The sequence below is a fragment of the Flavobacterium sp. NLM genome (assembly GCF_002210235.1).
GTDB lineage: Bacteria > Bacteroidota > Bacteroidia > Flavobacteriales > Flavobacteriaceae > Flavobacterium > Flavobacterium panici.
Map to the genome: position 1 here is coordinate 301,341 of NZ_LIAC01000007.1, position 23,325 is coordinate 324,665.

Below are 23,325 nucleotides of genomic sequence, written 5' to 3' on the forward strand. Positions count from 1 at the left end.
TTATTTGATGGTTTCTACCACGTTTCCGCAAGTTAACATCGAAGAACCGTAATACGGATTCTTAACTGCTTTTTCTTTGCTTAACCAATCTGCATCAGCCATTGGGCAATATTGTTTGTAAACAACTTCGCTTGATTTTGAAACTTTAATTAAAGTGTATGTGTTTTTTGAAAGAGATTTAAAAGTCTCACGTTGCTTTTTTAAATCTGTTGTAGTCGAAATACTTTTGGCATCGGCAGTTAATTTTTTTACCACTTTCATCCAGGCAGTATGTTCGTCAGTTTTTAATTTGTCCATTTTTATAGCAGTAATGGCATCTAATAAATCTTTGGCTTTCGCCGAAGTTGCTTTTGCATCGCTTTTAATTAAAGCATCTTTTACAGTAAAATATGCATCATAAACAGATTGTAACTGACTTAAATCAGCGATTTCAATTCCTGTTTCTGTTGTTTTTATTGTATTTGCCTGAATCGTGTTTGCAGTAAATAATAATGTAATTATTGCTGCTATAGTTGATATTGAGTTTTTCATTGTATGTAAATTTGATAGAGAATGTAATTTTTCTCTAAGTTAAATAATTTTAATTTTTTATAGGATGTTTTTAATTTCACAATCCCGATAGCTATAGGGAGCAAAGTTTTATATTTCTTCGAGCCTTTGTGCCTTAGCGGCAAAACACTATTATGGCTGTCAGAAATAGAATTACTTTATTTTAGGAATTAACCAAATAGAGGTGAAACCATCAGAAATACTGGCGGTTTTATAGTAAGAAATAGATTTCTCAGACGAGAAATTAAAGAGATTATTTTCGAATTCAAATTCGTTTGTAGTAATTAAACTAAATTGCAAAGCAGTAGTTGTACAACTCGAATGATCGCATTTTCCGCTGCAGCCGTGCTGATCTTTAGAATCATGGCCTTTCTTGCAACAATCTTCCTGACAAGAATGAGAACTCTCTTTTTTAGAAACAGCTTTCTTTTCGCATGAGGTTTTTTCAGAAGATTTTCCACACGCATAACCTGAATTCGACATCAAAAAGAAGCCAAGAGTTAAAAAGAAAAACAATATGTGGATTTTTTTCTTCAATGAAAATGCTTTGGAATTACAAATTTAGATATTTTTTTTAAGAGCCGTTACTTATTTAAGATTTCTAATTTTAAGATTTCTTAAAATCAGTCGGTTTCATGTTTTTCTTCTTTTTAAAATAATTCGAAAGATGGCTTTCATCGGTAAAACCAAATTCGTAAGCAATTTGTTTTATAGAAAGTTTGTCGTTATGAATCCGTTTTTCGATTAAAGTCGTTCGCAGGTTATTGATATAATCACGATAACTGATAGAAAAAGTCCTTTTAAAATAAGCACTAAAATAAGTTTCGGCAATATTAAAATGACTGGCAATGACTTTTATCTGAACCAATTTCGGGTTGTAAATATTCTGATGAATATAAGTCGCAATTTGTTCGTTGTCGATATGCGTCGATTCCATTCGCAGATTCATACATTTTATAGTTTCTTTGATTACGCCAAAAATCGAAAGAATCTGATAAAAGATAATAGGTGAAGTCGAAACATCGGTTTTACAATTATAAGCCGTAATATTTTCAATTGTATTTTTTAGAATCGTTTTGCACGGATCGTCTAATTTTAAAACGGTTTCTTTTAATAATTTATCCCGCATAAAATTTTCAGGCGTGTGAATTAAGAATTCATCGCAGGTTAAATTTTGTTTCGAATTAAAATAATTATCCGTGAATTTGATATAAACAAAGCGTGTTGATTTTTTAATATCAAAATAATGTTCGTCTTCTGGCGAAATCACAAATAAATCTCCCGATTTATAAGGAAGAAGATTATTGTTGAGGTGATGAACGCCGCTTCCTTTCTTTATATAGATGATTTCGTAATAGGTATGTGTATGCGGCGGAAGATGAAATTTTTCATCTTCAAACTCATGAATCACAAGAGTTTCAAACTGATTTAATTTCGGCATGTTTTATTATTACAAGTTTATGTTGTAAATGTACAACTTTTTTCTTGCTTAATGGTGTTAAATTTGCAACGTAGAAAGTCTTTCCCTTTCTCATCCAATCAAAATGAAAAAAAGTCTTATTGCACTCTCTTTTGGAGGCTTAACAATTGGTATAACCGAATTTGTAATGATGGGTCTTCTTCCTGATATCGCTTCAGATATGAAAGTTAGTATTCCTGTTGCCGGATATTTAATTTCTGCTTATGCACTTGGAGTCGTTATTGGCGCTCCTTTATTAGTAATACTTGGAAGAAATTTTCCACCTAAAAAAATGCTTTTAATTTTAGCTTTAATGTTAACGGTTTTTAACGCGCTTTCGATTATTGCACCTTCTTATAATTTTTTATTTGCTTCGCGATTTTTATCGGGATTACCGCATGGAGCGTTTTTCGGAGTGGGTGCGGTAGTAGCAAGCCGTTTAGCCGATAAAGGAAAAGAAGCTCAGGCGATTGCAATTATGTTTTCGGGTTTAACCCTGGCTAATTTAATTGGTGTTCCTATCGGAACTTATATTGGGCATAACTTTGTCTGGCGTTATACTTTTGTACTAATTGCCATTGTGGGGCTGTTAACCTTTTTACTTATTTCTTTATGGATGCCAAAGCTGGATAAAGGAGAAACAGTAAATATGAAAAAACAATTAGAGTTTTTCAAGAGAACCGAAGCTTGGTTAATTATCGGAATCACTGCCATTGGTTTTGGAGGATTATTTGCCTGGATTAGTTATATCGCTCCTTTATTAATTAATGTTTCGAAATTTGGCGAAGGCGATGTTTCGTATATTTTAATTCTTGCCGGACTTGGAATGGTAGTTGGAAATTTTGCCGGAGGAAAACTGGCAGATAAATATTCTCCCGCACCAACTACTTTAGCCTTGTTGTTTATCATGTCAATCGATTTGATTTTAGTTTACTTCTTTTCATCAAATCAATATGTTTCTTTGTTTTTAACATTCTTAACGGGTGCTATTTCTTTCTCGGTTATTGCGCCAATTCAAATGTTGATGATACGAACTGCAAAAGGAGCAGAGATGATTGCTTCAGCTTCTTTACAGGGAAGTTTTAATATCGGAAACGCTCTTGGAGCTTTCCTTGGCGGATTACCTTTAACAGCCGGATACAGCTACGAATCTCCAAATCTTATTGGAGTTGGAATGTCGATTGTTGGAATGCTTATCACAGTGACTTTAATTAAAATGCGCAAAAATGATTTGAAGCTTCAAAACGCATAAATTTTATATTTCTATAAATATCAAACCCTTAGATTATTTCTAAGGGTTTTTTTATGCCCAAAAAATATTTTAGGATTTGTTTAGGGTTTTGAGTGCTTGTTTAAGGACTGTAGTAGAAGTTTAAAAACAAGTTGTAGGTTTCTTTTTTGAAAGAAAACTTGTTAAAAATGACATGAGTTAAAAATTTTATTTAATTTTTTCATCAATTTTAAATGTTAAAAATACACTTAAAAATTTATTAAATTGTAAGCTTGTAATCGATTGTTTTTTTAGATAAAATCGTAACAAATTATCAAATTACGATAATATATTTAATATTTATATATCGGTAAAATTACAGAAGTCGTATAAAAAAGCTGTTTTATTTTTGATATATAATTCTATTTATGAAATTTTTATGAATTTTTTATGAATTTTAATTTTTTATATTAAAAAAATATCTATGTTTGTGTAATCGATTACAACTTTTTTAAGCTTTGTTAATAGAAGTTTCGATTCTTACAAAAACAGAATGATTAAAATTCCAAAATAGTGTAGACCTAATCTTTGTGAATAATTGCAGAAACTGGGCTGACAAACAAAAAAAGAAACCACAAAAACCACTTTTAAACAATTTACTAACTTAAACAAACAACCATGAATTTTAAAGATTTATTAAACAAGGGAGCAAATCATTGCTTTGCATTTGTTTTTTTATTGTGCTTGCTGTTGAGCAATCGAGCGAATGCTCAGACAGTGACAATAGAAGGAACCGTTAAGGATGCAGCCGGACTTTCTTTGCCAGGGGTTAATGTACTGGAGAAAGGAACGAAGAACGGGACTTCTACAGATTTTGACGGCCACTATAAATTAAAATTAACCAATCCAAAAGCGGTTTTAAGCTTTTCATTTATAGGATTTAAAACTATTGAAATACCTACAGAAGGAAAAGCCAAAGTAAATGCAACTATGTCTGAAGATTCAAATAACCTAAACGAAGTTGTTGTAATTGGGTATGGAACTTCAAAAAAATCTGATTTAACGGGTGCGGTAGCGACATTTTCTGGAAATGAAATGCGTAAAATTCCTGTTCCTAACGTAGCAGAAGCCTTAACGGGACGTATAGCGGGAGTTCAGGTAACTTCTTCGGAAGGTTCACCGGATTCAAACGTGCAGATTAGAATTCGTGGAAACGGTTCTTTAACGCAGGATGCTTCACCGTTATACATTGTAGACGGATTTCCGGTAAATAATATTAATGACATTTCTTCTTCTGACATTGATACGATGACAATCTTAAAAGATGCGTCATCTACGGCAATTTATGGCTCAAGAGGTGCGTATGGAGTTGTTATTGTTACGACTAAGAAAGGTAAAGATGGAAAAATCTCCGTAAACTACAATATGTTTTACGGTATGAAAAAAATAGCCAATACAATTGATGTTACAGCTCCGGAAGATTATGTCAAATGGCAGTATGAGTACGCTTTGCTTAAGGATAGTGCTAATTTAAACTCTTATGAGAAATATTTTGGTTCATGGAATGATTATGACATGTACAAAGGCATGAAAGGTAATGACTGGCAAAGACAGGTTTTTGGGCGTACAGGTGAAGTTCAAAGCCGTGACTTATCGATTCGCGGCGGTTCAGATAAAATGAACTATAATTTCAATTATGCTCATTATGATGAAAAAGCAATCATGGACGGATCAGATTTTAATAGAAATAACTTGTCGCTGGCTTTAAACAGTAAAGCTTCTGATAAAGTTGATTTGAGTTTTACAGTTCGTTATTCAGATACAGAAATTAATGGTGGTGGAATGAACGAGCAAAATGAAGTTTCATCGGCAGATTCTCGTTTAAAAAATATTGTGGGATATGCTCCAATTCCGGTTCCGGGTTTAACAACTGATGATACTGATGAAGCAGTTTCGGATAATTTAACGCATCCTTTTGTGGCTATTGCTGACACTGACCGCCAGCAGTTTAGAAAAAACTTTAATATGCTGGGAAGTTTTTCATGGAAACTTACTTCAGATTTAATTTTTAAAACAGAATTAGGCTGGGATAATTACAATTATTTAGACTATCGTTATTTTGGACGTTCTACTTATTATGTAAAAAATAATCCGGCGGCAGAAAGACAAGGTATGCCGGCTATGATAATGGGAGACAGAAAAGATACTCGTTTTAGAAACGCCAATACGCTGAATTATGATTTGAAAAAATTCGTTGGAGAAAATCATAGTTTAAAATTACTTTTTGGTGAAGAATCTATTGAATACAAAAGAAATGATGTAAATACTGCTATTCATGGTTACCCATTAACTTTTGGTTTGGATCAGGCAAAAAAATTAACGACTCAGGGAACACCGGTTTCTGTGGATAATTTCTATTTCCCGGATGATAAATTGCTTTCATTTTTTGGTCGTTTAAATTACGATTATAAAGATCGTTACCTTTTTACAGCAACGTATCGTGCGGATGGTTCAAGTAAATTTTTAGGCGATAATAAATGGGGATTTTTCCCGGCGGCTGCGGCAGCGTGGAAAATTTCAGGAGAAGAATTTATGAAAAATGCTTCATGGATCAATTTGCTTAAACTTAGAGCAAGTTATGGTGAAGCAGGAAATAACAATATCCCAACAGGACAAATGGTTCAGAGTTTTACCTCTACAACATCTACCTGGATTAATGGTGTTGATAATTACTGGGCGCCTTCTAAAACAATGGCAAACCCGGATTTAAAATGGGAAACCACTGTGACGCAAAACTTAGGTTTAGATTTCGATTTGTTTAAAAACCGTGTTACAGGTTCTGTTGAGGTGTATAAAAACGTTACAAAAGATTTATTGATCAACTTCCCAATTTCAGGAGGATATGATTTCCAATACAGAAACATGGGTGAAGTTCAAAACAGCGGAGTTGAGGCCACTTTAAATCTTAACCTAATCGAAAGAGAGAAATTCGGCGTAAGCTTATCGTTTAATGCCGGATTCAACACCAATAAAATCAACTCACTTGGTGTAATGAGCAACTTTGGTGCAAGTTCCGGATGGGCTTCTACTGCGATTGGAAATGATTATTTAGTAAATGTAGGCCAGTCAATAGGTGTGATGTACGGATATAAAAGTGACGGACGTTACGAAGTATCTGATTTCAATTATAACGCAGGAGCTTACACTTTAAAAGCCGGAGTACCAGATGGCACTACAATTGTTGGGCCTATGAAACCGGGTGCAATGAAATTGAAAGATATTAATGGTGATAATAAAATAGATGCAAATGATCTTACGGTGATTGGAAATGCAAATCCAAAAACGACAGGAGGTTTTGTATTGAATGCGAATGCATATGGATTTGATCTTTCTGCAGCATTTAACTACAGTATTGGGAATGATGTTTACAATGCCAACAAAATTGAATTTTCTACTTCAATTCCAAATGGACAATATAGAAATTTAAATACTGAAATGGCTGACGGAACAAGATGGACAAACTTTGATCCTAACACAGGACAATTAGTAACGGATCCTGCGGCACTGGGGGCTTTAAATGCAAATACTACAATGTGGTCACCTTATATGCCGCGTTATGTTTTTAGTGACTGGGCAGTTGAAGACGGGTCTTTTTTAAGACTTAATACTTTGAGTTTAGGTTATACTACACCAAATGATTTGACTTCTGCTTTAGGCGTTTCTAAGTTAAGATTTTACTTAACTGCCAGTAACGTATTTGTCTGGACAAAATACACCGGGCAAGATCCTGAAGCTTCAACAAGAAGAAATACACCGTTGACTCCTGGGGTTGATTATTCAGCTTATCCAAGAAGCAGACAGTTGATATTTGGTTTAAACCTTAATTTTTAATTCAGTAAAACTTTCACAAGATGAAACATAAAATAGTAATAGCAGGAATGTTTGTTGCAAGTCTTTTTTGTTCTTGCTCAGATGACTACTTAGATGCTCCGGCACAATCAACATTAGACGAATCAGTTATTTTTTCCAGTCCTGATTTAGCTGCGGGAGCAGTAGACGGAATTAAAATTCCGTTTGCAGAAACTAACTCTTACAGAGGTCGTTTTCTTCCTTTTTATGGATTAAACACAGATGTTGAATGGTATAATTCTTCACAGACCGTAAGTGATGCATCAGATTTATGCACCTATGATGCAAAGTCAAATAACTCACAAATGAACACAACCAATAATGCCTGGGCAATGATGTATTCAGGAATTGAACGTGCCAATCTTTGTGTTCGCGGTTTACGTACTTATGGAAACCCAACACCGGGATCTGACTTAGGATATTTATTAGGTGAAGCTTTAACTTTAAGAGCTATTTATTATGCTGATTTAATAAAAGCCTGGGGAGATGTTCCGTACCGATTTGAGCCATTAACAAATGAAACACTTTACATAGGAAAAACAAGCCGTGACGAAATTTACAAACAACTGCTTAAAGATTTAGGTGAAGCAGCAACATTAGTGCCGTGGCCTGGAGAAACTACCGCAACAAGCAGTGTTGAAAGAATCAATAAAGCATTCGTAAAAGGTTTCCGCGCGCGTTTAGCAATGGCTGCGAGCGGTTATCAGCAATATCCTGACGGAGTAAGAAGAAGTACAGATCCGCAGCTTTCTGTTGCCAATATGTACGCATTGGCATTAGCAGAATCCCGTTCGGTAATTGAAAGCGGATCTGCACATTTAGAATCTTCTTTCGAAACATTTTGGAGAAAATACAATCAGGAATATTTAGTTGCAGGCGGAGAATCGCTGTGGGAACTTCCATTTTCAGAAGGAAGAGGGCGTATGCTGTTTACATTTGCAGTACGTCATACTACAGATGATCAATTTCATGCAAACGGACCAAACCGCGGGGGAACTGCAGGGCCGCTTCCTTTCGTTTTTTACGACTACGATCAGGCAGATACACGTAGAGATGTAACCTGCGTTCCATACAAATATGGAACAGCGGTAAACAATATTGCAAAACAAGAATTAGGAGCTTTAAATACCTGGTATTTTGGGAAATACCGTTACGAATGGATGACCCGCAGAGTTACTTCGACAAACGATGATGGTGTTAACAAAATTTATATGCGTTATGCAGAAGTTCTTTTAATAGCAGCAGAAGCAGCTAACGAATTAGAAGGGCCAAGTGCAGCAGCACCTTATTTAAAAGAAATCCGAAGAAGAGCATTCCCGGCCGCAGTTCAGCCAGTAAAAGTAGATGCTTATGTAAGTGCCTTAACCAGCAAAGATGCTATGTTTAAAGCATTGGTAGAAGAAAATAAATTTGAGTTTACAGGAGAAATGGAGCGTAAACAAGCCCTAATTCGCTGGAATCTTCTTAAAACAAAACTAGACGAAGCCAAAGTCAAAATGACCAACTTATCGCAGCGTTTGGGTGAATACGCTACAGTGCCAACAACCTTATATTATAAATTTAAAGCTGATAATGTGAGCTTAGATATTTACGGATTAAACCGTGGAGAAACGGCTAATCCGGGAGCTGCTTATACTTCTTTTGAATGGACATGGACAGGCGCTGCCACCGATGCAAAAATCAATAGTTTGTATAAAGCCGGCGTGAATCCTGATAACAGACAATTCTGGCCAATCTGGCAAGTATTTATTGACGGAAGTAACGGTAAATTAACTAATGATTAGGGTTATTAATCTCATACAATTATTTATTAATTATAAGGCATCATGTTTATGAAAACAAAATATATAATAAAAGGATTAATAGCTTCAATCGTATTGACAGCTGTTATTTCGGGCTGTGAAAGTTATAACGAAGAAGTTATAGACAGCATAAATGCAAGCAGGGAATTTTCTCCAATTGGATTAACAGCAAAAGTTAGAAACCAGACTACAGTTGAGTTAAACTGGACTGTAAAAGAAGAGGAAAATCCAGATCATTATGTAGTTGAATTTAGTGCAGATGACCCGGACTTTAAAACGATTTTTAAAACCATTAACGTTACACCCGAGCAATTGCCAATTCAGGTTGCATTAGAGGGTGAAACCGTTTATTCAATTAGAGTAAAAGCAGTTGGTTCAACAGGATTAGAAGACTCAAAATGGTCTGTGGTAACAGCAACTACGCTTTCAGAACAAATTTTCTTTCCGGTTCAGGATGCTGATATCGATGCTAAATTTGTTACTTTGAGATGGACACCAAATAGTAACGTTACACAAATTTCTGTTGCTCCGGGCAATATCATTCATACGATAACGCCTGCAGAAAAAACGGCTGGAGCTGCAATCGTAAACGGACTAACTGGTGAAACAGCTTATACAGCAACATTATTAAACGGAACGAAAACAAGAGGAACTGCCACTTTTACAACCGGAATCGATATTACAAATGGAATTGTAGTGAATCCGGGAGATGATTTAGCAGCAAGTATTGCAGCCGCACCTGCTGGTTCAAGATTATTATTAATGCCGGGAACTTTTAGTACAACTGGAGAAATAATCTTAAATAAATCACTTATTATAAGAGGATTTAAAACAGGTGATAAACCAAAACTGAATGTCAAGTTTACAGTCAATCCGGGAGTTACAAATCTTTCTTTAGTAGATTTAGATTTGAATGGAACAGGGTTAAACAATGCAGCTGTAATAGCAATCAGCGGAGCTGCATCAACTTATGGAGATATTTTAATCAGTAAAAGTAATGTTCATGATTATACTCGTGCTTTAATTTCTGCTAACGTAACAAATGCAAAAGTGACATCATTTACGGTTGATAACAGTATTGTTAAAAATGTAAATACAAATATTGGTGCTGATTTTATCGATTTCAGAAATACCTACATTGCAAGCATAGTGCTTAAAAACAGTACATTCGACAGTTGCTCTGCATCTCGTGATTTTATTAGAGCAGATGCGGCAGCTAACTTATCCGGTACAGGTTTAGTAACTAATAGTATGATTGATAAATGTACCTTGTATAATGTATCAAATTTAGCAGCTCCAAAAAGAATTTTATATGTTAGATTTTTAGATAATGCTTCAACAGTAAAAAATACTTTGATAGCGGGAACAAGCGCTATTTATACCAATCAGGCTAATACTGAGCAGCCAGTATTTAGTAAAACCTATTATTACAATGCTCCAGGTTTTATGGATGCAGCGATTCCTTTAAATAAAATCGATGCATCAGGAACTAGTGCAGACCCACAGTTTGTAAATGCAGCAAGCGGCGACTTTACAGTAAAAAATCAAACCCTGATCGACAATCAAATTGGAGATCCACGTTGGTTGGATTAATAATTCATTTTTTTTCTTTTTTTCATTGGTTTAAAAGGGATGCAAAACAGCATCCCTTTTTTTATAAAATAAATCTATTTAGATTCGTTCAAACCTGTGAAAATCCGCGTGCCAATTACACACAAATGTAGACTGAAAACTGCGACTGAAAACTTATTCAATGAACATGATTTTATTCTAATTCGATACAATCAAAAATGCCATTGTTTTGAATTAAATTAGGAATATCAAGTTCGCTGTCGATTCTTAAAATATTATCGCAGTCCTCAAGATCAAAATTCCATAACGTATTTGGCAGTAATTCCTGAAGCAGGGCAGAAGCCGACTCAAACTTGGATCGATTGTCAACAGAAGTTTTAAAAACATAAATCATAATATGCATTTTTTTGAGATGCAAATTTCAGAAAAATGTATTGTTATTTATTAGGATGCAATAATCAATAATTAGGATTTATCAATCATTTTTCGATATTGAATAGGACTAATTCCTTCATTTTTTTTGAAAAACCGACTAAAGTACGATTGGTCTTCAAGTCCCACTTGTATTGCGATTTCACTTACAGAAAGCGTAGTTTGAAACAACAGGTATTTAGCTTCAAGCAATATGGTCTCGTCAATCCATTTTGCTGTCGATTTTCCGGTAACCGTTCGAACAGATTTATTCAAATGGTTTGGCGTGACATTTAGGAGCGAAGCATAATAATGAACAAAATGATTGGTTTTAATATGCTCGTGAATCAGTTCTTTGAACTTATTTGTAATAATCTCTGCGGCCGAAATACTTTTAGTACTCTTAACCAAATTTTTATTCATTTCATAAAACAAAGCAATCAAATAGGATTGCACAATATTCAAATTCGCACTCTCCGTTTCTGAATATTCTTTTTGCAACCGATTCAAAATAGCGGTAATATCAGGAACATCTTTGCTGGCAAAAGCAACTTTCGGATTACCAGAAATTTTTATGAAATCAAATTCATTAAGCATTTCACGGCTGCCGTATTTCCCAATTAAAATATCAGGATGAAACTGGCAGATAAAACCTTTGTGTATACTGTTTACATTATCAAGAGAGAAAATCTGACCCGCCGGAACCATAATCATTTCGTTATCGGTAGTAATGTATTCCTGATAACCTAATTTCATAACATGCTGACCAGAGGTAATAAAAATTAAAGTATGACAAGAATGTTTAGAAGGCGGAACCGGATATTGCATCTGCATGATTTCCTCAATCTCCAAACAGAAAAAATGATCAGAATTTGATTTGAAAAGCAAATGGATAGGATTGTCCTCTCCCAGAAATTTCTCCCGAAACCTTGAAGGATTATACGTTTTTATTTTTTCGGTTGTTTTGGCGCTCATACTTAATAATACAATCTAAAATCAAGTAATTTGCAAAGCGCATAATGTTTTTGGTACAAATCTTCTACCACTTCTGTTAGGTCGTCGTTTTCCTGATACAAACTAAAAAACGCTTTGTCGATTGTACTGCAGCTGGCAATTTTATTATAAGTAGATCCGTAACCCGAAATGGCGCGCGCTCCGGTAATGTCCAGAAAATATTGCGCTTCTTCGTCGTTGAGGTCCAGTCTTTTTTTATTGGCAAAATGAATAATCTTTCCTTTCATTTTTCCCTCAAAAAGTTCGGCTATTTCTTCGAGGCTGTAGTAATAATCATGAAGACAAATGTTGTTTTCCTGTCCCGGCATTACAAGATAAATGATTTCATAATCTTTAAAATTATGATCGTCATAAAGCAGCGTATTCAAACTTTCTTCTAAACCTTCAATCGTATCGCAGGCTTTATAAATACTTGCAATTCCCTGGTCAATAGCAATTTCTTCCAGATTTTTAACCACATCAGTAGTCGTAACGGTATCTACGTCCTGTACGCCTTCGAGGCAGAAAATAAATTTTTCATTATCCATACAAAATGTCTTTTCGGTTCTAAGGAAAACTGCTTTTGACAAATATATTTTTTTAAATGGAAAAACTGTTATTTGATTGGGATTTTAACGTGTTTTTTAGAATTAGAAGAAATATCTTAAATAGAAAAACTTTTTTAAACGTATTTTTGCGGACTAAAAACTCAAATTATCCATGATCCAAATTAATCAAAACCAATCTTTTTCCATCGACGATATATTATTCTCTTTTGCTCTTGAAGCAGAAGCGGCAGAAGTTTTTAAAAATTACAATACATTGATTACTGGGATTGGAAAAGTTAATGCAGCATATGAATTGTCTAAAGCTATTCAGAATAAAAAACCTTCATTAATAGTTAATTTAGGATCTGCGGGAAGCAGCTTTTTTCAAAAAGGAGACGTTATCTGTTGTACTAAATTTGTACAAAGAGACATGGATGTTCAGGGATTAGGTTACGCACAATATGAAACGCCATTGTCGGGGCTGCCTACAGTCTTGGAATACGGTTTGAAAATGGATAACCTGAAAGAAGGTATTTGCGGAACAGGCGATAATTTTGAAATGGGACATTGCTCTGATGCCTACAATGTTGTAGATATGGAAGGCTATGTTTTAGCCATGATCGCAATGAAAGAGAACATCCCGTTTTTATGTCTTAAATACATTTCTGATGGTGCCGATGATAATGCTGCTGAAGACTGGTTTGTTCAGGTTCATAAAGCTGCCGTAGCTTACGGTAAGATTTTAGGATTGAATAATGAAGAGGTTTTAGTGTAGTTTTAAATTAAAGTTTGTTAGTCTTTTTAAAAATAAAAAGTTGTTGATTCTTTGATTTAGTTTATTACAAATAACTTTGAATCTTACGAATGTTTGAAATAGGTTGAAGCTTTTGGTAAATATATTTTATATGCAAAAATGTTATTTGATTCGGATTTTAACGTGGTTTTTGGATATGTATAGAATTTTCTCTTTTAATATGTATTATTTTATTTATCAAGGGGATTGATTTTTTCAAATACTTTTTCTGTTATTGTTGATTGTAAGTTTTCAGGATCTTTATTACTATAACCTGTTGGTTGATGTGAGAAAATGGCGTTTGCTGCATTTGTTAAAACTTCATCTTTAGCTTTTTCAGAATATAATCTTTCCAACAATCTTATTGATGCATCTAAAGAATTAGCTTTATGTTTATTCACAGTATAATTATGCATAGATGCATTATAATTTTTTACACAAAAATTTAAAATATATAAAAGTGAGGATATGATAAATAAGCGAAATATTACAGCTTTAAATATTTCTAAGTACAAAATTAGGCGATTACAATCCTCGCAAACTTTATTGTAATCTAAATCTTTAATATTGCTAAAACAATTTAATTCAAAACAAAATGATTTAAAAATTATTATAATTGTAATTATAAGTGCTATTATAGTAAAGATGATTGCTTTAATCCAATTAGCGGAATTTTTTAAAAATTTTTCAGCTTGTTCATTAAAAACAGTTACTTGTTCTGTTATTTCAGCTTTTTGAAATGTTGGGGTATATCTTTTTTCAAAGTCATCAACTTCATTAATTAATCTATTTTTTAATTTCTTCAGAATCTTCCTCCGTTTGCTTTATAAGTTCGGAATACTCTCGTTCAATACTTGATTTTTGATTTTCATTCTCAAGTTCATGAATCATTCCGACGATTTTTGACCAGACAGTAATAAATCTATTATTTATCTCTTCAAATTTCGCTTTCAATTGAATTTTTTGGGCTAAAAAAGTGCTGTCGTCATATTTAATTATGTCTTTTAAAACAGAACTTGTTTCTTCAAAAATCTGAGAGAACTCTATAATTGATGTTTCGTCTAATAATTCTAAATATGGAATAATTCTTAAAACTATTTTAGAAAATTTATCAATTATCGGTTTAACTTCAACAAATGCTCCAGAACCTAGATCTTCTCTAGTAACCTTTTTTAAATTAAATGAACTTAAGTCATCATAAGAAAATTTAAAAGCCTCAATAGCGTTTCGTGTAGCCATAAATAATTAATCTTTTTAAATAAAAAACACTTTAAATTTATTTTTGTACAATTAAAAAATATATGATACGGATGGTACTTTTATAATCTCATAATAATTTATGCCATCTTCATTTTCTGATTTAATAAAATCGTATTTAGAATCATTTATTTCGTCAATAAACTTTTTTTCATATTCAAGTATATTTTCTTTAGAAAGAAGTTTTTTTGATTTGCCCAAAACTTCTAAAAGAGTTAATTTTTTTTCAACTATTTCAACAGTAATTTTTGTTTTTAACAGCCTTAAAAACTCATCATAATTATCAATTAAAGTTTCGACTTTACCTTTAATTATCTTATCGTTAATAAACAAATTTGCTAACAAGTGATTGATGATTTCTAATAATAAGAATAAATGATCTTTATTTGGTTTTACAATTTCATGTAATGCATCATTTCCCATAAATCTTATGGAATGCAATCTTTTAGATTCACTTAATGTTAGATGCCCTTTTTTGTGCAATAAGTCAATTCGGACAGATAAGTTGTCGTTTTTTATTTTTAAGTGATTACATAAAGCTTCTATTATTGCTCTTAAACCTCCAGCAGTTAAAATGGACAAATCCGCCTTGAAAGCAGATATGGTCTCAATATAAATACCTCTTATATTTTCAGGAATAAAATTTTGTAATTCAAGTTCTCTTCCTTTTGATAAATATGGAGGAAAGATCATTTTATCATAATAATATTCAGGACTACCATGTTCATCATAATCAACCATTTCGGTATCTCCATAAATTTTTAAAAATGAAATTGTTTCGCATCCTAAGCACTCAATTATTGAGTATTGTTCAAACCAAATAAAAAAATCATCATCGTCTTCGCTTCTTAATTTTTTTGTATGAAGTTCTTTGTGATTTCGTAATCCTTTACATGTTCTGCAGAAATGTTTTTCTTCCATAATTTTTTTCTTAAAAATTACTTTAACTAAAAGACAAACATCAACATAATTATAAAATAAATACTAAGTATAAATACCTGATTTTAAAACTAAATAAGCCTAAATCAGTATAATCTTAAAACAATTTTAATAGAATCAAGAATAAAAAATCCTAACCTTGTCTCTCAATCAAAATCCTAATTTTGAAATGATAAAAATTTATTCCAAAAAATAAGAAAGGTAGAAATGATGAAGGAGGAAATGAAAATTTCATTTTAGTAAAAAGCGTTTAAGCCGCTTTCTGCACACATACCTTTTGCTCTAAAAGCTTAATCTGATCCTCTGTACAAAGAATTTGTTCCCTAAGATCATTTCTATAGACTTCAATCAAATAATGAAAAGTCATTTCTTTCATTGCAGATTTTTTGATAAGTCCCTTTTTAAAATCTAATTTTCTTTCTAATACAATAGCCCTGTAAGATCTCCCGCTTAAAGTTGTGTAGGATACATCTTGTCCTTTTTCAAAATTCATTGCTTTAGCTTTTTTTATTTCTTAAATTTTATTCGCTAATACAGTAGTCTCCATTTTATCAAAAAAAGAATTGAAAAATAATTTTAAAGGGGGCTAAAAAAACTTTCTAAACTGTTAGCGCAATGTATAAATATTCAAAAATTTTGAACCACGTATTTATACCTGTTTTTAAACTTTAACTATTTTATCCTGAGTGAGATAATTATTAAGAAAAGCTTTGTTATTGTTGATTTTAGCTTGAAAATTTGATACAATTTAGAACATTAATTCCCGACCCTTCTCAATGCCAAATCCCTAATTTTGAATTGATAAAATTTTATTCCAAAAACAAATAAAAAAGGTCAAAATGGTACACGAAAGAGTGATGGAGAAATTGGCAATTTTAGCCGATGCAGCAAAATATGATGTTTCGTGTTCGTCCAGCGGCAGCAAACGGGAAAATAAAGGCAAAGGACTTGGCGATGCATTGGGAAAGGGAATTTGTCATGCGTATACCGAAGACGGACGCTGTGTTTCGCTGCTTAAAATTTTACTGACCAATCATTGTATTTTCGATTGTGCGTATTGTGTGAGCAGAAAAAGCAATGATGTAAAACGGGCCGCTTTCACCGTGCAGGAAGTGGTGGATTTGACCATTGGTTTTTACCGAAGAAATTATATTGAAGGTTTGTTTTTGAGTTCGGGTATTTTTGATAATCCCGATTATACAATGGAACGTTTGGTGAGAATCGTAAAGAAACTTCGGTTAGAAGAAAACTTTAATGGATATATTCATTTAAAAGCGATTCCGGGTGCGAGCGACGAATTACTAAAAGAGGCAGGACTTTATGCCGATCGTTTAAGCGTAAATGTAGAAATGCCAACAGAACAAAGTCTTAAATTACTAGCCCCAGATAAAAATCATATCGATGTGATCAAGCCAATGGAATATCTGAAAAATGAAATTGTTGGTCATAAAGAAGAAAAAAAGCTAAACTACAAAGCACCGCTTTTTGCTCCGGCGGGTCAAAGTACACAAATGGTTATTGGCGCAACCAGAGAAAATGACATGGAAATTCTAGGAATGGCGAATTATTTCTACGAACAAATGAACATGAAACGCGTTTATTATTCGGGATATGTGCCCATAAGTTACGACAATCGGCTTCCTGCAATTGGGACACCAGTTCCTATGATTCGGGAAAATAGGTTGTATCAGGCCGATTGGTTAATTCGATTTTACGGATTTAATGTAAATGAAATTGTAGGTTTCGATCAGCCGAATCTGGATTTGGATATTGACCCAAAACTGGGCTGGGCTTTGCGAAACTTAAACCAATTTCCGGTTGATATCAATACTGCCGATTTAGAATTAATTCTCCGAATTCCCGGAATCGGAGTTAGAAGTGCTTATAAGATTGTCGCCGCCAGAAAATTTAAAAGATTGCAGCCCGAAGATTTACAAAAATTAGGAATCGCCTACAGCAGGTCAAAATATTTTTTGGCTTTTGCTTCGCCTTTTCAATTGCAGCGGGATTTGACTTCCATCCAAATAAAAGATCATATTTTAAATACGCAGAAAAGTAAATACAAAAACGATTTTTCAAATCAGCTTTCTTTATTTTAAACCCAATGACACAAATAATTTACGATAGTACTTTTGAAGGCTGGCTTTCGGCTGTATTTGAAATCTACGAACTTAAACTCGAAGATGTGGTTTTTGCTAAAAGCGAAGTTTCAAATGCTTTGCTTTTTTCGAATAAACATTTGGTAGCAACAGATTTAGTAAAAGCAAAACGGGTTTTAAACGGATTAAAACAAAAGTTGTCAAAAGAAGGTTTTGCCAATATTTACAGAGCATTTTTATCTGAAAATGATAAAATTGACGAAACCTTATTTCAATACGTAAAATATATTTTTTCAAGTTCCATAAATGTGGAAGGTGATTTATCTAATTCACCAGTTTTAGAAGTTAGAAAAGCCGCTCATTTAACCGGAAGAGAAAGCCACCGGATGGAAGCTTTTGTTCGGTTTAAATTGACCAAAGACAATTTGTATTACGCAATCGTAGAACCAGACTGCGATGTTTTGCCTTTGATAGAAAGACATTTTAAAAACCGTTATGCCGATCAGCGTTGGTTAATTTATGATGCCAAACGCAAATACGGCATTTATTACGATCTCGAAAATACAACATCGGTACAATTAGAGTTTACTGCTGATTCCAATTCCTCTAAATTTTTAGCCGAAATATGTGACGACGATGAGGAGTTTTTTCAGAATCTCTGGCGTCGTTATTTTAGCAGCGTTAATATCGAATCGAGAAAAAATACGAAACTGCATTTACAGCACATGCCAAAACGTTATTGGAAGAATTTGACAGAGAAAATCCCGAATTTAAAAAGATAATAATTTGGGCGAATTTAATCTTCTAAAGGCAAAACTATTTTACAATCCATAAACGAAATTTCCGGATTCCATTGAATCGTCCAGTCGCACATTTGTTTTAAAACCGGAAGAAAAGATTTTCCTTTTTCTGTTAAGGAATATTCTACTCTTGGCGGTACTTCTCCAAATTTCTGTCTCAAAATAAAACCATCCTCTTCAAGTTCACGAAGCTGATCGGTTAATACTTTTCTCGAAACACCTTCCATAAAGAAAAGGAGTTTTCCAAAACGTACGCTTTTATTAGCCAGTAAATACAGGATAAGCGGCTTCCATTTAGTGCCAATTATATTTATTGTGTGAAGCATTGAACAAGAATCTTTATTCTCAAGGAGTTTTCGTGCCATAAGTTACTTTTTAGTTACCGCAATTTTTCTTAAATCAAACTGCATTAGTTGCAAATATAAACTATTGATAGTTTATTTGTAGAACTATTGGAAACAAAAGTAGTTAAGAAATAATAATGAGCCATTTTTCTGCAGAAAAAACGACTGAAAAACATGAAAAATTATGGAGACAAATAAAGAAGAAATGGTGAAAGGATTAACAAGATCCGAAATAGAATCGATTAAAACCTTTTATGCAATTTGGGGAACAAAACAACCTGAATTATTAGATGAAATCTGTACGCCGGACTGGAAAGATATGCCGCTTTTGCCCAATCAGGCAGCAGGCCCAAAAGGTTTACAAGATATTATTAAAGGTTTTACAACTGATTTTCCCGATATCGAAATCAATATTTTAGAAATCTTCGGAACGCATGAACGTGCGGCGGTAAGAGCTGAAATTGTATTTACACACAATAAAGAATTGATTGGCATACCGGCAACGGACAAAAAAGTGTCTGTCGCAATACATGAATTTCATTATTTAAAAGATGGAAAAATAACACATACCTGGCATTTAGAAGACTGGTTTGGTTTACTAATGCAAAGCGGCGGATTTAAACCCAATAATTAATTTAAGATAAAAACGAAATGAACAAATTATATAAAACAGCTGTAATAACAGGAATAAGCAGTGGAATAGGTTTAGCCTTGACAAAAAAATTACTAAACGAAAATTATAATGTAATAGGAACAACAAGATCTGGAAAGTTAGATGAATTTTCGCATTCGAATTTAAAAGTGATTCCATTAGAAGCTACCAATCAGGAAAGTAGAGAGAACGCTATTAGTGAAATTTTAGCCATTACGACAGATATTGATTTACTGGTAAATAATGCCGGGATTGCTCCCGATGCTTTTTCAAATCAACCTGATTTTGATTCCTTTACCGAAACCATTAATACAAATGTGACGAGTGTAATTTTCTTTACAGAGTCGTTATTAAAAAATATTAAAACGGGCGGAAAAATTACTTTTATTTCAAGCAGTATGGGATTATTGAAAAATGCAGCTCCAAATGGAACAGCTTATCGATTGTCAAAAAATGCCATTAATATGTATGCGGCAATGCTGGCAACCAGAGTAATTGATAAAGAAATTATTGTTACGCCAATTCATCCGGGCTGGGTTCAAACTAAATTAGGCGGAAACCAAGCGCCATTTACTACAGAAGATTCTGCAGACGGAATTTATAATGCTATTCTTTTAAACACAGCATCAGGTAAATTTTGGGATATTACCATTCCTGGTTTAGATTAATTATTCTGAATTTTAAACTATAAAACCCTTAAACAAATCAATGTTTAAGGGTTTTGTTTTTCTGATTCAAGGTTTATAATAATTGTAATTTCTTCTCTTTTTTTCTGTCTATAAGCGAAGGCTGTTTAAAATAAGAAGTAAGCTCTAAGGAATAAATGACGCTGGTAATTTTCCATTTACCGTCTCTTTTTATTAACGTTAAATATTTACCGCCAAAATTGGTCATTTTATTATCTGCCCAAAAACTATAATCCATTGTTACGGCGGCGACAGTTCCATCTTCAATAATATGAATGTTGTCAAACTTATCTTCGGTAGATTGATGACGGAATAAACTTCTCATAAAACCTTTATAAGTCCCGGAAAAATAATTCGATCGGGCTTTTTCTTTTCCGTTTGTTTTTATTTCTTTATTTTGTGATTTATCCATAAGCGCGGCGCACCAGGTCACAGTTCCGTCATTAAATAAATCGTAAAACGCAATGGAATCTCTTTTAATCACACTTTCGCTGTACTTTTCTATAATGACATTTATTTCTTTTTTGTTATCTGTTTTTTGCTGTGCATTTGTATTTTGAATGAAAATCAAACAGCCCAAAATCAATGGTTTTATATATTTCATTTCTCTAATTTTATACGATTATGAATCAGTTTGTATTCAATAGTTAATCCTTCATAACCGTACGCATCAGCCTTCATTTCTTCGATTGCCGTATAACTTACCGGATGAATTCCACCTAATCGAAGTGTCAATGCTTCGTGAACAGCATCGATATAATTGGCTTTATCGTTTTTTAGATTGGTAGAATCAGAAATTTTAATTGTAAGATGAAAACTTTTTGTTTGTAAATCTTCCAGCGATTCAGAATTAATAAACCAAAAATTTTCTGGAACAAATGAAACCGTTACAACCGTAACTTCGGGTTTTTTATTCAGCACCTTTTTGGTAAGGCCGCTAATAATTACCGCTAATTCTTTTGCTAAAGCAGCGTCTTCTTCGCCGCTGACTTTTAAATTTATAATAGGCATACTTCAAATATTTAATAATTAATGAAGTACAAAGCTCATTATAACAACAGACTTATTTATTGATGTATGTTAAGAGTTTTATTCGGCTTAAAGATTCCGGCTTAATTCCTAAATAGGAGGCAATGTGATATTGCGGTACTTTCTGCTCAATTTCAGGATAAAGCTTTCGGATCATTTCTAATCTTTCGGCAGCAGAATTTTTTAGGAAAGAAGTTTCTCTTTTACATTTTCTGATGAAATAATTATCAGATATATATTTGGCAAGTTTTAAGTAATTAGTGTCTTTTTCGATCAACGAATGAAACTGCTTATGCGTGATGTAATATAATTCAACATCGGTTAAAGCTTCTATATTACAGTTTGTTGGCATTTGCGTTAAAAAACTCGTGTACGCACTTGCAAAACTATTTTCGAGATAAAAATCATTATTGAATTCTCCGTCATTATTTTGCACATACGATCTCAAGGTTCCCGAAATTACGATAGCAATAAAATCGCAAACAGAACCTTCCTGAATTAAATGTTCTTTTTTCTTCAGTGTTTTAAGATGTAATTCTTTTAAGAATTCTTCAAAATGATCGGAACTCAATCCTAATGTTTCGGTAAAAATAGCGCGTAGTGATTCCATTACTAATTGATGTACAATAATCTAGGTAAAGATAACGTAATCTCACTTTAGTACTGATTGAATAAAAGATAAATTTTTTACTTACTCTTCTTCAAAGCATCCAACAATTCCACCATATCAACCACACCATAAGTAGATGAATAATCAGAAACAGCATACGGTAATATCAAACTATTATTGTGAATAATTGCCCCGCAGGAATACACCACATTTGGAACATAACCTTCACGTTCATCTTCTAATGGAGAAAGTAACGGTTCGCTAAGTCTTCCAATTTCTTTTGACGGATCATCAAGATCAAATAACGACGCGCCAATGCAGTAACGACGCATTGTACCAACACCGTGTGTAATAACAAGCCAGCCTTCCTCGGTCCAAAGCGGAGAACCGCAATTTCCTATTTGGGTAAGTTCCCAGGTATAACGCGGCTGCTGTAATAAAACGGGATTGTTCCATTGCGTTGCGCGGTTCGAATACATAATGTAATTGTTTACACCATCAATTCGGGCAAGCATCGCATATTTTCCTTTTATTTTTCTTGGAAACAAAGCGAGGTTTTTATTTTGGGCGCCTTCTCCGTGTAAAGGCATTACTCTAAAAGAATAAAAATCTTCTGTAGAAATTAGTTTTGGTAAAATAGCGTGACCATTATAGGCAGTATAAGTTGCCATTACACGAACAGAGTCATCGTCATCGGTAAAACGAACAAAACGTGCGTCTTCAATTCCGCGGCTTTCAGAATCGGATATTGGGAAAATAACACGCTCCGTAATATCAGAATCGTGTTTGAATTGCAAATCGTAAAACGAATTGGCCAGCCAAAGAATTTCTTCAAGAGCAACTCTTCTTTCCTGGCGAATCAACGGATCGCCCAATGCTGTGGTTAATAAACTTTTAAGGACAGCAAACTCAAATTCATCCGGTAAACCCTGCATAATTTGATCGATGTATTTGTCCTGCGTATGCATTTCGATCAGCTTGGTCAAAAATCGCTCTTTATTGAATAAAGTTTTATGTTCAATTTCGGCCTTATCAATATGATGACCAATTTTCATGATCTGAAGATTGTTGTCTCTGTCCAGAATTCCTCTTCTAAAAACAATAGATGAAATATGCCCTTCGCCCGTAGCACGAAAAGAAATAATAACTCGTTTTTCGCCAACTTCGAGACCCGACTGATCAAAATCTTCTACAATTGAGGGATTAAAAATAGCAGCAGATTCAATCGCATATTCCATAGTGCAATAAGAACCAATAAGCATTTTTCGATTCAAAGACATCGCTTCATAATCGACTTGCATGGATTCGATAATAGGCCTTATTTTTTCGCAGTGTCTAAAAAATATAGCCGAAATATTGCGATGGCGTCTGGCAAATTCACGAAGAGTCTGCTCTAAAGTTTCCAATACTTGTTTTTCATCCAATGTCATAATCCGAAGCACCATTTGCTGGGTTCGCTCATAACCATTCATAAAATATCGGGCAACAACTCTTCTGGAATCTGGGGTGAATTTTATACTTTTTCGGACTACTGATACTCGCATAGTTTTTGGTTTTTTAGCACAATGAGTAATTGTGTTTTCTAATGTTAGAATGATTACTTCGTGTATAATTTGTTTTGAAAAATTTTAGAAATAAACCTCATAAATAAGGGGGTATTAGT

General features: G+C 33.5%; 24 protein-coding genes. 9 read left to right on the top strand and 15 right to left on the bottom strand.

Translation table 11 applies throughout. From position 1 onward, the window contains the following. From APR43_RS10985 to APR43_RS10995, 3 genes are all read right to left on the bottom strand, one after another. Positions 1-531 (bottom strand): DUF3347 domain-containing protein, encoded by a 531-nt coding sequence (locus APR43_RS10985; protein ID WP_053472369.1) that lies wholly within the window; start codon positions 529-531, stop codon positions 1-3. A 171-nt stretch (positions 532-702) separates the two neighbouring features. Next, the gene (locus APR43_RS10990; RefSeq protein WP_053472368.1) at positions 703-1,086 is read right to left on the bottom strand and encodes a hypothetical protein; all 384 of its coding nucleotides are present in this window, start codon (positions 1,084-1,086) and stop codon (positions 703-705) included. A 70-nt stretch (positions 1,087-1,156) separates the two neighbouring features. Beyond that, positions 1,157-1,990: an AraC family transcriptional regulator gene (locus tag APR43_RS10995; RefSeq protein ID WP_053472367.1), complete on the bottom strand. Its 834-nt coding sequence runs from the start codon at positions 1,988-1,990 to the stop codon at positions 1,157-1,159. 103 nt (positions 1,991-2,093) lie between these two features. Here APR43_RS10995 and APR43_RS11000 point away from each other — a divergent pair, with 103 nt between their 5' ends. The 4 genes from APR43_RS11000 (at position 2,094) to APR43_RS11015 (ending at position 10,522) form a co-directional block, all read left to right on the top strand. Further along, on the top strand, positions 2,094-3,260 hold the full coding sequence (locus APR43_RS11000) for an MFS transporter (protein ID WP_053472366.1): 1,167 nt from the start codon (positions 2,094-2,096) through the stop codon (positions 3,258-3,260). A 636-nt stretch (positions 3,261-3,896) separates the two neighbouring features. After that, positions 3,897-7,109: a SusC/RagA family TonB-linked outer membrane protein gene (locus APR43_RS11005; protein ID WP_053472365.1), complete on the top strand. Its 3,213-nt coding sequence runs from the start codon at positions 3,897-3,899 to the stop codon at positions 7,107-7,109. 20 nt (positions 7,110-7,129) lie between these two features. Then, positions 7,130-8,911: a RagB/SusD family nutrient uptake outer membrane protein gene (locus APR43_RS11010; RefSeq protein ID WP_053472364.1), complete on the top strand. Its 1,782-nt coding sequence runs from the start codon at positions 7,130-7,132 to the stop codon at positions 8,909-8,911. Positions 8,912-8,959: 48 nt separating this feature from the next. Continuing rightward, a complete protein-coding gene (locus APR43_RS11015; protein WP_240514946.1) occupies positions 8,960-10,522 on the top strand; it encodes a DUF5123 domain-containing protein in 1,563 nt (520 codons plus the stop codon). Between the two features lie 172 nt (positions 10,523-10,694). Here the strand turns inward: APR43_RS11015 and APR43_RS11020 are convergent, their stop codons facing one another. The 3 genes from APR43_RS11020 to APR43_RS11030 all read right to left on the bottom strand — a co-directional run bounded on the left by APR43_RS11020 (position 10,695) and on the right by APR43_RS11030 (position 12,453). Beyond that, on the bottom strand, positions 10,695-10,895 hold the full coding sequence (locus tag APR43_RS11020; protein ID WP_053472362.1) for a hypothetical protein: 201 nt from the start codon (positions 10,893-10,895) through the stop codon (positions 10,695-10,697). Between the two features lie 71 nt (positions 10,896-10,966). Further along, positions 10,967-11,887, bottom strand: a complete 921-nt coding sequence (locus APR43_RS11025) for an AraC family transcriptional regulator (protein WP_053472361.1) — start codon at positions 11,885-11,887, stop codon at positions 10,967-10,969. A 2-nt stretch (positions 11,888-11,889) separates the two neighbouring features. Continuing rightward, positions 11,890-12,453 carry a DUF6642 family protein gene (locus tag APR43_RS11030; protein ID WP_053472360.1) on the bottom strand — a complete coding sequence of 188 codons (564 nt, stop codon included), beginning with the start codon at positions 12,451-12,453 and terminating at the stop codon, positions 11,890-11,892. Between the two features lie 172 nt (positions 12,454-12,625). Between APR43_RS11030 and APR43_RS11035 the strand changes: the two genes are divergently transcribed. Then, the gene (locus tag APR43_RS11035; RefSeq protein WP_053472359.1) at positions 12,626-13,228 is read left to right on the top strand and encodes a nucleosidase; all 603 of its coding nucleotides are present in this window, start codon (positions 12,626-12,628) and stop codon (positions 13,226-13,228) included. 209 nt (positions 13,229-13,437) lie between these two features. Here APR43_RS11035 and APR43_RS11040 read toward each other — a convergent pair whose 3' ends face one another. From APR43_RS11040 to APR43_RS11055, 4 genes are all read right to left on the bottom strand, one after another. Further along, positions 13,438-13,662, bottom strand: coding sequence for a hypothetical protein (locus tag APR43_RS11040; protein WP_053472358.1), 225 nt, complete (start codon positions 13,660-13,662; stop codon positions 13,438-13,440). A gap of 370 nt (positions 13,663-14,032) precedes the next feature. Continuing rightward, complete coding sequence (locus tag APR43_RS11045; protein ID WP_053472357.1) at positions 14,033-14,485, bottom strand: hypothetical protein; 453 nt, start codon at positions 14,483-14,485, stop codon at positions 14,033-14,035. A 51-nt stretch (positions 14,486-14,536) separates the two neighbouring features. After that, complete coding sequence (locus tag APR43_RS11050; RefSeq protein ID WP_053472356.1) at positions 14,537-15,424, bottom strand: DUF4145 domain-containing protein; 888 nt, start codon at positions 15,422-15,424, stop codon at positions 14,537-14,539. A gap of 268 nt (positions 15,425-15,692) precedes the next feature. Further along, positions 15,693-15,935, bottom strand: a complete 243-nt coding sequence (locus APR43_RS11055) for a hypothetical protein (protein WP_053472355.1) — start codon at positions 15,933-15,935, stop codon at positions 15,693-15,695. A gap of 346 nt (positions 15,936-16,281) precedes the next feature. Here APR43_RS11055 and APR43_RS11060 point away from each other — a divergent pair, with 346 nt between their 5' ends. Both APR43_RS11060 and APR43_RS11065 read left to right on the top strand, forming a co-directional pair. Next, positions 16,282-17,541 carry a putative DNA modification/repair radical SAM protein gene (locus APR43_RS11060; protein WP_053472354.1) on the top strand — a complete coding sequence of 420 codons (1,260 nt, stop codon included), beginning with the start codon at positions 16,282-16,284 and terminating at the stop codon, positions 17,539-17,541. 5 nt (positions 17,542-17,546) lie between these two features. Beyond that, entirely contained in the window at positions 17,547-18,323 is a 777-nt protein-coding gene (locus APR43_RS11065) for a TIGR03915 family putative DNA repair protein (protein ID WP_053472353.1), read from the top strand. Between the two features lie 14 nt (positions 18,324-18,337). Here APR43_RS11065 and APR43_RS11070 read toward each other — a convergent pair whose 3' ends face one another. After that, complete coding sequence (locus APR43_RS11070) at positions 18,338-18,706, bottom strand: winged helix-turn-helix transcriptional regulator (protein ID WP_053472352.1); 369 nt, start codon at positions 18,704-18,706, stop codon at positions 18,338-18,340. Positions 18,707-18,869: 163 nt separating this feature from the next. On the opposite strand from APR43_RS11070, the gene APR43_RS11075 reads away from it, so the two are divergent. Continuing rightward, positions 18,870-19,319 (top strand): ester cyclase, encoded by a 450-nt coding sequence (locus APR43_RS11075; protein WP_053472351.1) that lies wholly within the window; start codon positions 18,870-18,872, stop codon positions 19,317-19,319. Between the two features lie 17 nt (positions 19,320-19,336). Further along, a complete protein-coding gene (locus tag APR43_RS11080) occupies positions 19,337-20,005 on the top strand; it encodes an SDR family NAD(P)-dependent oxidoreductase (protein WP_053472350.1) in 669 nt (222 codons plus the stop codon). Positions 20,006-20,078: 73 nt separating this feature from the next. Here the strand turns inward: APR43_RS11080 and APR43_RS11085 are convergent, their stop codons facing one another. From APR43_RS11085 to APR43_RS11100, 4 genes are all read right to left on the bottom strand, one after another. After that, complete coding sequence (locus APR43_RS11085) at positions 20,079-20,627, bottom strand: nuclear transport factor 2 family protein (protein ID WP_053472349.1); 549 nt, start codon at positions 20,625-20,627, stop codon at positions 20,079-20,081. Then, positions 20,624-21,034, bottom strand: coding sequence for a tautomerase family protein (locus tag APR43_RS11090; RefSeq protein ID WP_053472348.1), 411 nt, complete (start codon positions 21,032-21,034; stop codon positions 20,624-20,626). Before APR43_RS11090 ends, APR43_RS11085 begins: the two co-directional genes overlap by 4 nt. 52 nt (positions 21,035-21,086) lie before the next feature. Next, a complete protein-coding gene (locus APR43_RS11095) occupies positions 21,087-21,662 on the bottom strand; it encodes a Crp/Fnr family transcriptional regulator (protein WP_053472347.1) in 576 nt (191 codons plus the stop codon). 77 nt (positions 21,663-21,739) lie between these two features. Continuing rightward, complete coding sequence (locus APR43_RS11100; RefSeq protein ID WP_053472346.1) at positions 21,740-23,206, bottom strand: glycoside hydrolase family 130 protein; 1,467 nt, start codon at positions 23,204-23,206, stop codon at positions 21,740-21,742. Positions 23,207-23,325: the final 119 nt, after the last annotated feature.

What these genes read in the sequence shown, in the direction of transcription:
- APR43_RS10985 (WP_053472369.1), bottom strand. Translation starts at nt 531, where the DNA reads ATGAAAAACTCAATATCAACTATAGCAGCAATAATTACATTATTATTT.
- APR43_RS10995 (WP_053472367.1), bottom strand. Translation starts at nt 1,990, where the DNA reads ATGCCGAAATTAAATCAGTTTGAAACTCTTGTGATTCATGAGTTTGAA.
- APR43_RS11000 (WP_053472366.1), top strand. Translation starts at nt 2,094, where the DNA reads ATGAAAAAAAGTCTTATTGCACTCTCTTTTGGAGGCTTAACAATTGGT.
- APR43_RS11005 (WP_053472365.1), top strand. Translation starts at nt 3,897, where the DNA reads ATGAATTTTAAAGATTTATTAAACAAGGGAGCAAATCATTGCTTTGCA.
- APR43_RS11010 (WP_053472364.1), top strand. Translation starts at nt 7,130, where the DNA reads ATGAAACATAAAATAGTAATAGCAGGAATGTTTGTTGCAAGTCTTTTT.
- APR43_RS11015 (WP_240514946.1), top strand. Translation starts at nt 8,960, where the DNA reads ATGAAAACAAAATATATAATAAAAGGATTAATAGCTTCAATCGTATTG.
- APR43_RS11020 (WP_053472362.1), bottom strand. Translation starts at nt 10,895, where the DNA reads ATGATTTATGTTTTTAAAACTTCTGTTGACAATCGATCCAAGTTTGAG.
- APR43_RS11025 (WP_053472361.1), bottom strand. Translation starts at nt 11,887, where the DNA reads ATGAGCGCCAAAACAACCGAAAAAATAAAAACGTATAATCCTTCAAGG.
- APR43_RS11030 (WP_053472360.1), bottom strand. Translation starts at nt 12,453, where the DNA reads ATGGATAATGAAAAATTTATTTTCTGCCTCGAAGGCGTACAGGACGTA.
- APR43_RS11035 (WP_053472359.1), top strand. Translation starts at nt 12,626, where the DNA reads ATGATCCAAATTAATCAAAACCAATCTTTTTCCATCGACGATATATTA.
- APR43_RS11040 (WP_053472358.1), bottom strand. Translation starts at nt 13,662, where the DNA reads ATGCATAATTATACTGTGAATAAACATAAAGCTAATTCTTTAGATGCA.
- APR43_RS11045 (WP_053472357.1), bottom strand. Translation starts at nt 14,485, where the DNA reads ATGGCTACACGAAACGCTATTGAGGCTTTTAAATTTTCTTATGATGAC.
- APR43_RS11050 (WP_053472356.1), bottom strand. Translation starts at nt 15,424, where the DNA reads ATGGAAGAAAAACATTTCTGCAGAACATGTAAAGGATTACGAAATCAC.
- APR43_RS11055 (WP_053472355.1), bottom strand. Translation starts at nt 15,935, where the DNA reads ATGAATTTTGAAAAAGGACAAGATGTATCCTACACAACTTTAAGCGGG.
- APR43_RS11060 (WP_053472354.1), top strand. Translation starts at nt 16,282, where the DNA reads ATGGTACACGAAAGAGTGATGGAGAAATTGGCAATTTTAGCCGATGCA.
- APR43_RS11065 (WP_053472353.1), top strand. Translation starts at nt 17,547, where the DNA reads ATGACACAAATAATTTACGATAGTACTTTTGAAGGCTGGCTTTCGGCT.
- APR43_RS11070 (WP_053472352.1), bottom strand. Translation starts at nt 18,706, where the DNA reads ATGGCACGAAAACTCCTTGAGAATAAAGATTCTTGTTCAATGCTTCAC.
- APR43_RS11075 (WP_053472351.1), top strand. Translation starts at nt 18,870, where the DNA reads ATGGAGACAAATAAAGAAGAAATGGTGAAAGGATTAACAAGATCCGAA.
- APR43_RS11080 (WP_053472350.1), top strand. Translation starts at nt 19,337, where the DNA reads ATGAACAAATTATATAAAACAGCTGTAATAACAGGAATAAGCAGTGGA.
- APR43_RS11085 (WP_053472349.1), bottom strand. Translation starts at nt 20,627, where the DNA reads ATGAAATATATAAAACCATTGATTTTGGGCTGTTTGATTTTCATTCAA.
- APR43_RS11090 (WP_053472348.1), bottom strand. Translation starts at nt 21,034, where the DNA reads ATGCCTATTATAAATTTAAAAGTCAGCGGCGAAGAAGACGCTGCTTTA.
- APR43_RS11095 (WP_053472347.1), bottom strand. Translation starts at nt 21,662, where the DNA reads ATGGAATCACTACGCGCTATTTTTACCGAAACATTAGGATTGAGTTCC.
- APR43_RS11100 (WP_053472346.1), bottom strand. Translation starts at nt 23,206, where the DNA reads ATGCGAGTATCAGTAGTCCGAAAAAGTATAAAATTCACCCCAGATTCC.